Genomic DNA, 12,522 nt, shown 5'->3' on the forward strand with positions numbered 1-12,522 from the left:
CTCGGAGCAGACGGCTTCGGCTTCTCCGACACCCGCCAAGCCGCACGCCGCTACTTCAAAAACGACACCCACTCCATCGTCACCAAAACCCTGCAGATGCTGGCGGCGAGGGGCGAGGTTGAGGAGGGCGCGCCGTCGTACGCGATTGACCGCTACAAGCTGCTCGACGTCAACGCGGGCACCACGGGTGGCGCCGGCGGCGACGCGTAACAAGGCGACGCCTGACAAGTCGACCCGCAAAAGCGCATGAAAAAGGTGGCGGCAGTGTTCCCAAAGAACACTGCCGCCACCTTTGCGTTCAACCGGAAAAGCTACGTCCCCAGATTCCTCCGGTCCACGACGAATCCGGTGGCTGCGTTCTCTCGGACCGCATTGATCCCGGCAACCACGGCTGCCAGGCTCGGGAACTGTGGCGACACTGCCACAACGGTTCCATCGTCGGCCGTGAGCCGGAAACGGAAGGTGTTGGTTCCTGCCTTGAGAATTTCGAAACTGCCCGCCATCTTGCTGACCTCCACGCGTCATTGCACCAGAGCTGATTTGAACGTGTCCCTTCAGACAGTAATCGCCGCCGGACGCCGCCAACAGCCCTACCCATGAGTAGTTTGCAACCGATTTTGGTAGATGTCCCGGAAAGCCTTGAAGGAGCTAGAGACCGCATGGAAGCCCGCGCGTATGGTGTGTTTATGACTCAATCCGGCACGGCGCCCATCACCGGCGTCCTGCTCGCCGCCGGGGCCGGCACCCGACTGGGCCGCGGCCCCAAAGCCGTGCTGCCTTTCCGCGGGCGCACGTTGGTTGAAGTAGTGGCCGACACCCTGTTCGACGGCGGCTGCCGCGAGGTGGTGGTGGTACTCGGTGCCGAAGCCGAGCGCATCAGGAACAGCACGGACCTTGGGCGGTACACCGTGGTGGAAAACACTGCATGGGCCAAAGGAATGGCGGGCTCGTTCCGCACGGGAATCGAAGCAGCATCGCAGGGCAACAGCATCATGGTTGCGTTGGTGGACCAGCCCGGATTAACCCCGACGGCGGTGAGCAGGTTGCTGGGCAGCCACCGTCCCGGCCGGATCACCGCGGCCGCCTACCCTGATGACTCAGGCCAGTTGAAGCGTCGGCACCCGGTGATTATCGACGTCGGGCTTCGCGACGAAGCTGCGGCGGCAGCCAGCGGTGATACCGGTGCGCGATCGTTCCTTAAGGCGCACCCGGGGCTGGTGGATCTGGTGGACTGCAGCGATCTCTGCTCCGGCGAGGACCTGGATACCAAGGACCAACTGCACCTGCTGGAGGGGTAAATTTGGGGGCATGATCCGCATCGAAACCGACGATCCCGCACGCCCTGACGTCCACGCCCTCTTGAGCGAGCACTTGGCCGACATGTTCGCCACGTCGCCGGCAGAGAGCGTGCATGCCCTGGATCATTCGGCGTTGCAGCACGAGTCCATCACCTTCTGGACTGCCCGCGAAGACGGGGTGCTGCTGGGTTGCGGGGCGTTGAAAGTACTGGGTGTTCCGGGCGAAGCGGAGGTCAAGTCGATGCGGACCACTTCCGGGGCCCGGGGTCGCGGAGTGGCCACGTTGATGCTGAACCACATTGTGGCCGAGGCACGCCATCGCGGCTATGATCGGGTTGCCCTGGAAACGGGGACCGAGGAGTACTTCGCTCCCGCGCGGCGCTTGTATGCCAAACACGGATTCACGGAGTGCGCTCCTTTTGCCGACTACACGCTGGATCCGAACAGCGTGTTCATGGAACTCCCCCTTTAACCCAACTAGGTCGCATTTGTGCGCGTTTTCAGCGATCAGAACGCGCACAAATGCGACCCAGTTGGGTTTACACGGAGGCGGTGGTGCGGTCGCGGAGGGCCAGATAGATCTTGTCCCGGGCGATCGGCAGATGGCCGAAGCGGACTCCGGTGGCGTTGCGGATCGCGTTGGCCAATGCCGGAGCCACGGGGTTGAACGGGCTTTCGCTCATGGACTTGGCGCCGAGCGGGCCGGTGGAGTCGTTGGTGGTGGCGAAGTACACCTCACTCCGGGGCACGTCCGCGAAGGACGGAATGTGGTACTGGCGCAGGATGTCCGTGGTGACCTGGCCGTGGTCATCCACCTTCACTTCCTCATACAACGTGGCGCCCAGGGCTTGGGCGATGCCGCCCTCGATCTGCCCCCGGCATTGGCGCGGGTTGACCACCACTCCAGCGTCGGCCGCCTGGACGCTTTGCAGGATCCGCAACTCCCCCGTTCCCGTGTTCACGGCTACGCGGAACCCATGGACGTTGAAGGCCACCGAGCGCGGCGTCCCACCCCAGTTGCCGTCGGCGGCGAGCCGGACGCCCTGGAGAGTGCCGGCGTCGTAAATCTCCTTCAGCGGCACCGAACGGTCGCCGCATTCCACGGCCCCCTCAACCAAACGGCAGTCCGCCAACGGAACACCGGTCAACGAGGCCGCCACGGTCTGGATGCCGGTAGCGAGTTCCAATGCCGCGGCAAGCGTTGCCTTTCCGGCCACCACCGTTCCGGCCGAGCCGAACGCGCCGGTATCGTGCTCAACGAGATCCGTATCCGACTGCCGGACCTGAATCTTGTAAGCAGAAGAAGCCAGCGCCGTGGCCGCCAATTGCGCATGGACCGTGGTGGTGCCGTTCCCGAATTCCGCCGTTCCGACGTCGACGGCGAACCTTCCGTCCGCGTCCAGGCTCACCCGGGTGTGGGCGAAGTGGCCGCGCGGCGGAACGGTATCGATCATGGACAGTGCCGCGCCTTCACCGGTGACCCACTCCGGTCCAAGGTCATCGAGGCCCGCGGCACGGTAGCGTTCCTTGCCCCGGTCCAACGCGTCGCGCACCAAGGCCACGCACTGGTCCAGCCCGTAGCTTCCGTAGTGCACGTCCTCTTCCGGCTCGGGCGTGGTGGAGAGCATGTGGTCGCCCGAGCGGACCATGTTCTTGAGCCTGAACTCCAAGGGGTCCATGCCGATCCCGACGGCGAGCTCGTCGATGGCGGATTCGATGGCGAAGATCATCTGGCTCAGGCCGTATCCACGGAAAGCTCCCGCCGGGACCGTGTTGGTATACACGGACTGGGCATCCACCTTCTTGTTGGCGCACTTGTACACAGCCAAAGACTCGCCGCAGCCGTGGAACATGACGCCCGGCGCGTGGTTGCCGTAGGCGCCGGTGTTGGTGACCACATCCAGTTGCAGCGCGGTGAGGTAGCCGTCCCGGTTGGCACCCGCCTTGAGTTTGATGGTGAACGGGTGGCGCGTGGTGGTGGCAGTGAACTGCTCGGTCCGGGTGAACTCCACCTGCACGGGTCGCTTCAACGCCAGGGCCGCCAATGCCACGAGGTCTTCCGTCAGCACTTCCTGCTTGCCACCGAAACCACCGCCTACGCGGCCTGCGACCACGCGCACGTTTTCGGGCTGGAGGCCGAAGAGCCGGACCAGCGTGCGCTTCACCAGGAACGGAACCTGGCTGGAGGAACGGACCATGAGCCGGCCGTCCTCGTCCAGCCAAGCAATGGACGCGTGCGTTTCCATCGCCACGTGCTGCACGCGCTGGGTTTGGTACGTGTGCTCATGGATGAAGTCTGCGGCTGCGAACCCTTCCTCCACGCTGCCGAGTTCCGCGTGGACCTCGGCCACCACATTGTCCAGGGGCCGGGCGATACGGGACTGGACGGCGTCCTTCTCCCCGTGGATCGCGGGAGCGCCTGGCAGGATGGCTTCCTGCGGGGTGAAGACGGGCTCCAGGAGTTCATACTCGACTTCCAGGGCACGGGCACCGGCCTCGGCAGCCCCCACCGATTCGGCCACGACGGCGGCGACGCGCTGTCCAATGAAGCGGACCACGGTGTCCAGCACCCGGGTATCGTCCGGATCGTCCGTGTAAATCTCATGTTGTGCGGTCGAGAACAGCTGTTGCGGCGCGTCCTCGTGCGTGAACACGGCAACTACGCCGGGCACAGCCAGTGCGGGTGCCTTGTTGATGGACAGGATCCGGGCGTGGGCATGCGGGGAACGCAGCAGCTTGAGGTGCAGCAGGCCCGGAAGTTGCACGGCAGGGACATCCAGGGTGTACCGGGCGGTGCCGGTCACCACGGCCTGGCTGGCGGGTGCGGGGACGTTGTCGCCGAGCTGGCCTGCTTTCGGTTCGACGGCGGCAGGTGCCGGTGCCCCGGAATCGTCAGTTCCGGCGTCGTGCTTATGAGCGTCGTTTGAATGCCCGCACACGGCGTCCGCGATGGAGCGGTAACCGGTGCAGCGGCACAGGTTTCCCTTGAGGTTCCGTGGCAGGTTGGCACGCTGCTCGTCGTCGAACGTCGCGGCAGTCATCATCATGCCGGCGGTGCAGAAACCGCATTGGAAGCCCTGGCCCTCCATGAACTGCTCCTGCACAGGGTGGAGTCCCTCGGCAGTGGCGAGGCCTTCGATGGTGGTGACGGCTTTGCCCTCGGCACGGACCGCCGGGTAGATGCAGCTGTGCACGGGCGTGCCGTCGACGTGCACGGTGCAGGCTCCGCAGTCGCCGCCGTCGCAGCCCTTCTTGACCCCGAAGTTGCCTTGCTCGCGCAGGAAGGTGCGCAGGCACTGGCCGGGACGGGGTGTGGCCTGCGAGGCAGCGCCGTTGATCTCAATTGCCATGGGAGGCCTCCTTCGAGGTGCCTGGGATTTCGGGTTGCGTGGACGGCTGCGGCGATGTGGCGTGGGGCGGCCAGAAGTCGCCGGACACGGTCATGGATTCGTCCAGCAGCTCCGCGCGGATTTCCTCGGCGAGCCGCAACGTCATGTCATGCCGCCACTCGGGCAAACCGTGGATGTCGTCGTGGTACAGGTCAGCGGGAATTGAATGTTCGACGGCGGCAGCCAACGCGGCGGCGTCCGGAACCCGGTCCGCGGCGAACCTGAGTTGGACCGGCCGTTTGGTGGAAGCCGTCACGGTGATGACCAGGCCGAAGACGGGATCGAGCCGGCCGATCAGCAGCACGCCGGAGCGACCCAGGTTGCTCAAGGACAAACGCCGGAAGGCCACGCGGGCCGAGAGTGCCTCGGCCGGAAGGTGGATGCTGCGGAGGAGTTCGCCCGGCGCAAGGACATTCTGCATTTCGCCCGTGACGAAGTCCGCAACGCTGACAGTGCGGCTGGTGCCGTCCGGGCTGAGGATGGTAGCCACTCCATCCAGGCCGGCGCAGAGGGAAATCATGGGGCCCGCCGGAAGGGACGTGCACAAATTGCCGCCCACCGTGGACATGTTCCAGATCTTGAAGGACGCCACGAAGGAATCGCAGCTGGGACGCATCAGGGCAAGCCCGGGCCATTCGCGGTGGGCTGTTTCCGCCGCTTCAGGGAGCGCATGGAGTTCCGCGACAGTACAGGTTGCCGCGAGTTCGATGCCGTCGTCCGTGACTGTGATGGCCGGCCAGCCCGTACTCCCGAGGTCGAGCAGGCGCTTGAGGATGGTACTTCCGTAGGAGAAGAGGACAGTTCCGCCAGCCAGCCAGGCGTCACCTTCACGCCACTCGGCAGGGTCCGTGGTGGGTACCACGGCCTCGATGGTGTTCATGTCCATGGGTCCTCCTGGGTTTCAGGGTCTGTAGTAGTGCTCGAGTGGATGGGCCCCGAGCTGTCTTTGAGGGAACGGAAGGCTGCGTTGCCCGGCCGGCTCCCGCGTGAGGCCACGATCTCCGCGGTGATGGAAACGGCTACCTCGGCAGGCGTCACGGCACCGAGCTCCAGGCCAATCGGGGAATGCAAACGCTCCAGGGCCTCGGCCGGGGTGCCTTTGTCCAGCAAGGCATCGATGCGTTGCCGGTGGCTGCGCCGCGAACCCATCGCGCCAACGTAGGCGAGCTTCAGGTTCAGGGCCGTCTCCAGCAAGGGGATATCGAATTTGGGGTCGTGGGTCAGGACGCACACCACTGTGCGGGCGTCGATGCGTCCGGCCGCAGCTTCGCTTTCGAGGTAGCGGTGCGGCCAGTCCGTGACCACCTGGTCAGCGCCCGCGAAGCGGTTTTGCTGGGCAAAGGCGGGGCGGGCATCGCAGAGCGTGACGTTGTAGCCAAGCAATTGGCCGGCGGGGAGCAGCGCTGCTCCGAAATCGTTGGCACCGAAGACCAGCATCCGGGCGGCGGGGAGGCGGCTCTCCACGAACAACGTGATGGGTTGCGGCTCGGGTTCTTCACGGGGGTTGTCCCACCGGTCCAGCGTGACCCAGCCGTCAATGCAGCCTTTGGGCGGAGCGAGCCGCACCAAACCGGCGCGGCCGCCCTGGAGCAACGGCTCCATCTGGGCAGCGGCAGCGAAAAGCGTAGCCGGATGGTCCCCCAGCAGCTTGGCGAGGTCCTCGGACTCCATGGCCCGGAACCGGACCGGATCATGCACGACGACGGCCCCTCCTTGGGCGTCGAGCCTGCGGATCAGTGCCAAGGGAGGTGCGTTTTGGTGTTCGTGGGCCGTGGGGCCTGTGAACGCGGAGAGCTCCGGCATTCCGGCCTTAAGGGGCTGGATATGGACTTCCAGTTCCCCTCCACAGGTGAGCCCCACAGCGAACGCGTCCTCGGAACTGTAGCCGAACGACTCCAGGCGCGGGCCGCCGTCGCGCATTGCTTCCAGGGCCGCTTCAACCACGGCGCCTTCCACGCAACCGCCGGACAAGCTGCCCAGGATTTCGCCGCTTTCGGAGACCATCATGGAGGTCCCCATGGGCCGCGGCACGGACCCGCCGGTCCCCACGATCGTGGCCACAGCGCAGAGCTGGCCGGAGACCGCAGGCCGCCAGCTGCCCAGTGAAGGCATCAGATCCAGCATGGCTACACGTCCTTTTTCCAGGTGTCCCGGCCAGGTGGCCCGGCCGGAGCAGTGCGCGATCTTGCCCCATGTTCTCATTCCCGGAGGGTGTTGAGGGGTAGTCGCGATTAATCAGTAAGAAGTCATAGGTGCGGGGGCAAGGGCTTCATCTCCCTGCCCCCGCTCCATGGCGGAGCATCGGAACCCGTCCCTGAGTCATCAGGGCCGCCGCCCGCCGTCGTTCCCGTATGGAGCGGGACGACGACGGCGGGCGCCTATTCGTGCGGTGGGATCCAACGGACCGCCGTTCGTGGTGCCGGTTTGCCCGCCGGCCCGGGGTTTCGCGCGGCCGCTAGATGCCCATCAGGGCGTTGATCGGACCGCGGGCGAAGTAGATCACGAAGCCTGCCGTGACCACCCACATGAGCGGATGGACCTTCTTGGCCTTGCCCGATGCCGCGTTGACCACGGCGAAGGAGATGAACCCCACGCCGATGCCGTTGGCGATGGAGTACGTCAGCGGCATGGTGACGATGGTCAGGAAGGCCGGCAGTGCGATGGCGAACTTGGTGAACTTGATCTCGCGGATCTGCGCCATCATCATTGCGCCAACCACCACCAGGGCTGCAGCTGCGACTTCCAGCGGGACCACCGAGGTGAGCGGGGTGAAGAACATCGAGCCCAGGAAGAGCAAGCCGGTGACCACTGAGGCCAAGCCGGTACGGGCTCCTTCGCCGATGCCCGCTGCCGAGTCGATGTACACGGTGTTGGACGAACCGGAGGTTGCGCCGCCCACTACCGCGCCCATGCCTTCGACAATGAAGGCGGACTTCAGCTTGGGGAACGTGCCGTCCTTGTGTGCCACTCCGGCGCTCTTGGCCAGGCCGGTCATGGTGCCCATGGCGTCGAAGAAGTTGGTGAACACCAGGGTGAAGACCAACATGGTGGCCGCCAGGCCGCCAATGCGGGCGAACGAACCAAAGAGGTCGAACTGGCCCACCAGGCTCAGGTCAGGAACGGACACCAGCTGGCTCGACAGGATGGGGACGTTGAGGTGCCAGCCGCCGGGGTTGTCGGCGGTGCCTGGACCGATGTGGAACACAGCCTCGGCAACAGCGGCGAGGACGGTGGTGGCGACGATGCCGATCAGCAGGCCGCCCTGGATCTTGCGGGCCACGAGGATACCCATGGTCAGCAGTCCCACGATAAAGACGAGGGTGGGGATGGACGTGATGGATCCGTCATTGCCGAGCTGGACCGGTGGGCCACCAGCCGTGGGACGGACAAAGCCGGAATCGACGAAGCCAATGAAGGCGATGAACAGGCCGATGCCTACTGTGATGGCGGCCTTGAGTTCCTTGGGTACCGCCTTGAAGATCGCCGTCCGGGCACCCGTCGCACCGAAGAGGACAATCAGGATGCCGTTGATGACCACCAGCCCCATGGCTTCGGGCCACGTGACCTCCTGGATCACTGCGACGGCAAGGAAGGAGTTGATGCCCAAGCCTGCTGCGAGTCCGAAGGGAAGGTTGGCCACAAGGCCGAAGACGATGGTCATGACACCAGCGGTGAGGCCGGTGACTGCACCGACTTGTGCTGCCGACAGCCATCCACCGGCTACATCCGTGGGGGCGTTCTCGGCAGAGAAGCCACCCAGGATGAGCGGATTGAGGATGACGATGTAGGCCATGGTGAAGAACGTGACCAAGCCGCCGCGGAATTCGCGGGCCAACGTGGAGCCGCGCTTGGTGATCTGGAAGAACTTATCCAGGAAGTTCGGCGGCTTCTTGCCGCCTCCGTTGGCGAGGGCCGTAGCCGTGTGCTTTGCTTGTGCCGCTGTGGGCTCTGCGTTCTTGTCCCCGTTGGGGAAGAGCGCAGCCTGCTTTTCAGCTGCTGTCTGCATTTCTGCGTTTTCCAGGATTTCCATGTCAGCCGCCGGGCCCTAGTAGTCAATCCTGGAATCAAGCGTGTTCCAGGTGTTGAACGGCTGGAGGGCCGCCGGGGCCTGGGGGTCGCCCAGTTCCAGCTTGGCTACCGGCATCAGCGCGTCCCGGTTGTCGTTCTCGAAGTACTCGTAGAAGACTGCGTCGTCGAAGCCGACGGAGGCGGCGTCGTGACGGTCTGCAGCGAAAAACACGCGGTCCACGCGTGCCCAGAGTGCGGAGGCCAGGCACATGGGGCAAGGCTCGCAGCTGGTGTAGAGGGTTGCGCCGCTCAGATCGAAGGTTCCCAGTTCGCGGCAGGCGTTGCGGATGGCCGTAACTTCTGCGTGGGCCGTGGGATCGTTCGTGGCGGTTACTCGGTTGACGCCTTCGAAGGCTCGTCCATCCGCGGTAACAATGACGGCGCCGAAGGGGCCCCCACTGTTCAGGACATTGGCCGTTGCCAGCTCAATGGATGTGGCCAGGAATTGCTCGGCCGTGACGGTTGTACTCATGTTGCGACTTCCTTAGTGCTGTGGAAGCCGGGTGACCTGTTCGGGGGCGCTGCAAAAAACAGCTCCAGTTAGCTTGGTTACCAGGCTTCAGCATGTGCGATGAAGGTTAAGTTGCGCCTGGTAGATAGCTTCCCGAGGTCCGGGTGCCCGCCTTTGGCAGTAAGAGCGTAGCACCAGATTTGTGAGCCGCGCCATAGTTTTTTGAAAACTTTATTTCGTCATGCGAAATTACGAATCCAGCGTGCCTGACTGGTCGCTGGCGCGCCAATGTGACCGGGGACCTTTCCCACGGGCGTTGACGGCCGCCGTCGGGCGCTTTTACGCTTGGTGGACCGGCGCCGCGTTGGCGGGCCGGTTCCTGGATCAGCAGACAGGGCCGAACTGAGCTGGAACGCATTCATGCCGACCAGACAAGGAGCCCTCCGTGCTTTGGATCAAAAACCCTTTGGGTATCTTCACCGCAAACAACCTCGACGCCGGCAACGGCCTGGTGGTTTCCGACTCCGGAACGATCGTTGAGCTGGTGCCGTCCGGCGCCCGCCCGTCCATGCCCTGCACCGAATTTGATGCATCAGGCCACGTGGTGCTGCCGGGCCTGATCAACACACACCACCACTTCTACCAAACCCTCACCCGTGCCTGGGGACCCGTGGCCAACGTCCCCCTGTTCCCGTGGTTGCAGAATCTCTACCCCGTCTGGGCGCGGCTCACTCCCCGGAGCCTGAAACTCGCGGTGCAGGTAGCGTTGGCCGAACTTCTGTTGTCCGGCTGCACCACGGCCGCGGACCACCACTACCTGTTCCCGGACGGCATGGACGACGCAATCGACATTGAGGTGGGCGCCGTACGCTCCATGGGCATGCGGGCCACCTTGACGCGCGGCTCCATGACGTTGGGAGAGGACGACGGCGGGCTGCCGCCCAGGACCACGGTCCAGTCACCTGAAACAATCCTCGAGGACAGCGAACGGCTCATCCGCACCTATCACGAAGCCGGTCCCGGGGCCTCTGTGCAGATCGCGCTGGCACCTTGCTCGCCCTTCTCGGTGACGAAGGAAATCATGGCCGAATCCGCCGCCATGGCCGAGCGCTACGACGTCCGGTTGCACACGCACCTCGCGGAAACCATCGACGAAGAAGACTTCTGCCGGTCCATGTTCGGCCTCCGGACCGTCGATTACCTGGAATCCGTTGGCTGGCTGGGATCCCGTACCTGGCTTGGACACGGCATCCACTTCAACGACGAGGAGATCGCCAGGCTGGGAGCTGCGGGCACCGCCGTCGCGCATTGCCCCACCTCCAACATGCGGTTGGCATCCGGTACCGCACGCGTCCTGGAACTCGAGGATGCCGGCGTTCCCGTGGGCCTGGGCGTGGACGGCTCCGCCTCCAACGATGCGTCCAACATGATCCTCGAGGCACGGCAAGCCCTGTACTTGCAGCGGCTCCGCTATGGCGCCTCGGTTCCCGTATCCCGGGCACTGGGCTGGGCTACCCGTGGGTCCGCCGCCGTTCTTGGACGTTCGGACATTGGGCAGCTGGCTCCGGGTTTGCAGGCTGACCTGGCCCTGTTCAAGCTGGATTCACTGCGCTTCTCCGGAAGCCACGATCCCGTGGCAGCCCTGTTGCTCTGCGGCGCGGATCGGGCCGATCGCGTGATGGTGGGCGGTTCATGGCGTGTGGTGGACGGGGCGATTCCCGATCTCGATGTTGCTGGGCTGATCGCGGAGCACTCGGCCGCGGCACGGAAGTTGGTGGCGGGGTAGGTTTTCCCCGTTCGTCTCGGTGGCGCGAAAACGCCGGAACGCGCCCCTTTCGTAGGGAACGTTCCGGCGTTTTGGCACCTTTCCAGCGCTTTCGCGGGTTGGTTAGGTCGCGTCGATCTCCAGCTTCGACGCGGCTTCGCTAGATCGCGATCCTGTAGATGTGGTGGGTGTACTCGTTAGCGAAGGAATCCGTGAACTTGCCGTTTTGGATGGTGATAGTGCGGTTCTCGCCCACAACCTCAACCTGCGTTCCCGTAATACCTGACGGGAGGGTGAAGGTCTTGGAGCCTGTGCTGCCATTCAGCCCGATGCCGGCAAACAAGTAGGCGTTGCCGTCCTTGGCCTTCAGCATGGTGTCAGCGCCCGCAGCGCCCGCGTTCCAGGCGTAACTCTGTGTATTCAGAACGGGTGCCAAGGACTGGATCCCGGCCAAGGCGGCCTTGATCTTCGCCTTACGATCCGCCGGAATATCAACCAGGCTATACGTCCCAAACTGGGGATCGTTGTTGTGCTGGAAGATGTTGATGCCGCGTGCCTCGTGAATGATGGCCGACCACATAGCGCCTTCCATCTGCTCAGGCGTGATGGTCCGGTCATTGTTGCTTTCCAGGAACGGACGGGCCGATTCCACAAACACCCAGTTCGGCTGGATGCCTGGGCTCGACTGGTAGACCCTCATCCGGTCCGCGACCCAGCCATATGCAGCGCTGCTCGCGGCCTTGGCCCCATCAGGCCACGACGGAGTCCGATCAGCCTCGAACTGAAGGTCGGCCCGGGTATAGAAGTACTGGTCGTTGCTGCTCGCATCCACAGCCGCCATGAAGTCATCCATCAATCCCGGCGCCCAATAGGTTCCGAAGATCCCCTTGCTGTAATTGGCGAAGGCCGGGCGGCCATCGTTCTTGGCGCGGATGTTGGCGACGAGTTGCTTCATGATTTCCAGGTTCTGCGAGGCTGAGACATTGCCGCAGCCCAGGCCCACCATCTCGCACTCGTCATCCGTGTCCCAGCCAACTACGCCGGGGTCCGTACCAACCTCGGACTGCTTCCACTCCCCGCCGGGAATGACCAGCATGCCGGTATCGGTGATGGACTTCATGGTTGAACCGTCGTGTTCGGCGTTGTGATAGACATTGACGCCGATGTCCTTGAGCTGTGCCGCGTGCCCGGGCTTTCCGTACCAAACACCGATGGGGAACAGGTTGGGATTATTCAGCTTCGCCGCACCCGGGAACTTGGCCCAATACGCCGGTCCGCCGTCCCACGGAATGCGGGCCAGGTTGGCGAGGCTGCCGTTGGATGGAGGCGTGGTGGGGGTCGGCGTGGGAGTAGCGGTCGGGGTCGGCGTGGCACTCGGCGTCGGCGTGGCCGTCGGGGTTGGGGTGGCCGTCGTCGTCGGCCGCGGGGTACTCGTCGGGCTGGCACTCGGCGTCGGCGTGGCTGTTGTCGTCGGCCGCGGGGTACTCGTCGGGCTGGCACTCGGCGTCGGCGTGGCTGTTGTCGTCGGCCGCGGCGTAGACGTCGGCGTAC

The 12,522-nt window shown here is 64.5% G+C and carries 12 protein-coding genes; 4 read left to right on the forward strand and 8 right to left on the reverse strand.

The genetic code is table 11. From position 1 onward, the window contains the following. On the forward strand, positions 1-210 hold a 210-nt coding region (locus ACIQTZ_RS12590), incomplete at its 5' end, for a hypothetical protein (protein WP_397323325.1). Between the two features lie 101 nt (positions 211-311). On the opposite strand, the gene ACIQTZ_RS12595 is transcribed toward ACIQTZ_RS12590, so the two are convergent. Continuing rightward, complete coding sequence (locus ACIQTZ_RS12595) at positions 312-503, reverse strand: YegP family protein (protein WP_397323327.1); 192 nt, start codon at positions 501-503, stop codon at positions 312-314. Between the two features lie 156 nt (positions 504-659). Here ACIQTZ_RS12595 and nboR point away from each other — a divergent pair, with 156 nt between their 5' ends. Beyond that, positions 660-1,298: a nicotine blue oxidoreductase gene (gene nboR / locus ACIQTZ_RS12600; protein ID WP_402981149.1), complete on the forward strand. Its 639-nt coding sequence runs from the start codon at positions 660-662 to the stop codon at positions 1,296-1,298. A 10-nt stretch (positions 1,299-1,308) separates the two neighbouring features. Then, positions 1,309-1,770: a GNAT family N-acetyltransferase gene (locus ACIQTZ_RS12605; RefSeq protein ID WP_402981152.1), complete on the forward strand. Its 462-nt coding sequence runs from the start codon at positions 1,309-1,311 to the stop codon at positions 1,768-1,770. Between the two features lie 67 nt (positions 1,771-1,837). Here the strand turns inward: ACIQTZ_RS12605 and ACIQTZ_RS12610 are convergent, their stop codons facing one another. The 5 genes from ACIQTZ_RS12610 to ACIQTZ_RS12630 all read right to left on the reverse strand — a co-directional run bounded on the left by ACIQTZ_RS12610 (position 1,838) and on the right by ACIQTZ_RS12630 (position 9,227). Further along, the gene (locus ACIQTZ_RS12610; RefSeq protein ID WP_402981155.1) at positions 1,838-4,648 is read right to left on the reverse strand and encodes a molybdopterin-dependent oxidoreductase; all 2,811 of its coding nucleotides are present in this window, start codon (positions 4,646-4,648) and stop codon (positions 1,838-1,840) included. Beyond that, positions 4,638-5,573, reverse strand: coding sequence for an FAD binding domain-containing protein (locus ACIQTZ_RS12615; protein WP_402981158.1), 936 nt, complete (start codon positions 5,571-5,573; stop codon positions 4,638-4,640). Before ACIQTZ_RS12615 ends, ACIQTZ_RS12610 begins: the two co-directional genes overlap by 11 nt. After that, positions 5,564-6,811, reverse strand: coding sequence for an XdhC family protein (locus tag ACIQTZ_RS12620; protein ID WP_402981161.1), 1,248 nt, complete (start codon positions 6,809-6,811; stop codon positions 5,564-5,566). Before ACIQTZ_RS12620 ends, ACIQTZ_RS12615 begins: the two co-directional genes overlap by 10 nt. A 331-nt stretch (positions 6,812-7,142) precedes the next feature. After that, positions 7,143-8,717, reverse strand: a complete 1,575-nt coding sequence (locus ACIQTZ_RS12625; RefSeq protein ID WP_402945614.1) for an NCS2 family permease — start codon at positions 8,715-8,717, stop codon at positions 7,143-7,145. A gap of 15 nt (positions 8,718-8,732) precedes the next feature. Then, the gene (locus tag ACIQTZ_RS12630) at positions 8,733-9,227 is read right to left on the reverse strand and encodes a nucleoside deaminase (protein WP_017200639.1); all 495 of its coding nucleotides are present in this window, start codon (positions 9,225-9,227) and stop codon (positions 8,733-8,735) included. Positions 9,228-9,651: 424 nt separating this feature from the next. Between ACIQTZ_RS12630 and ACIQTZ_RS12635 the strand changes: the two genes are divergently transcribed. Beyond that, the gene (locus ACIQTZ_RS12635) at positions 9,652-10,992 is read left to right on the forward strand and encodes an 8-oxoguanine deaminase (RefSeq protein ID WP_402981164.1); all 1,341 of its coding nucleotides are present in this window, start codon (positions 9,652-9,654) and stop codon (positions 10,990-10,992) included. Positions 10,993-11,131: 139 nt separating this feature from the next. Here the strand turns inward: ACIQTZ_RS12635 and ACIQTZ_RS12640 are convergent, their stop codons facing one another. Both ACIQTZ_RS12640 and ACIQTZ_RS12645 read right to left on the reverse strand, forming a co-directional pair. Further along, positions 11,132-12,091, reverse strand: coding sequence for a hypothetical protein (locus ACIQTZ_RS12640; RefSeq protein WP_402945609.1), 960 nt, complete (start codon positions 12,089-12,091; stop codon positions 11,132-11,134). A 109-nt stretch (positions 12,092-12,200) separates the two neighbouring features. Beyond that, a partial coding sequence (locus ACIQTZ_RS12645) for a hypothetical protein (RefSeq protein WP_402981167.1) occupies positions 12,201-12,522 on the reverse strand: 322 nt, incomplete at its 5' end.

The sequence above is a fragment of the Paenarthrobacter sp. NPDC090520 genome (assembly GCF_044769205.1).
In the GTDB taxonomy this organism is placed as follows: Bacteria; Actinomycetota; Actinomycetes; order Actinomycetales; family Micrococcaceae; genus Arthrobacter.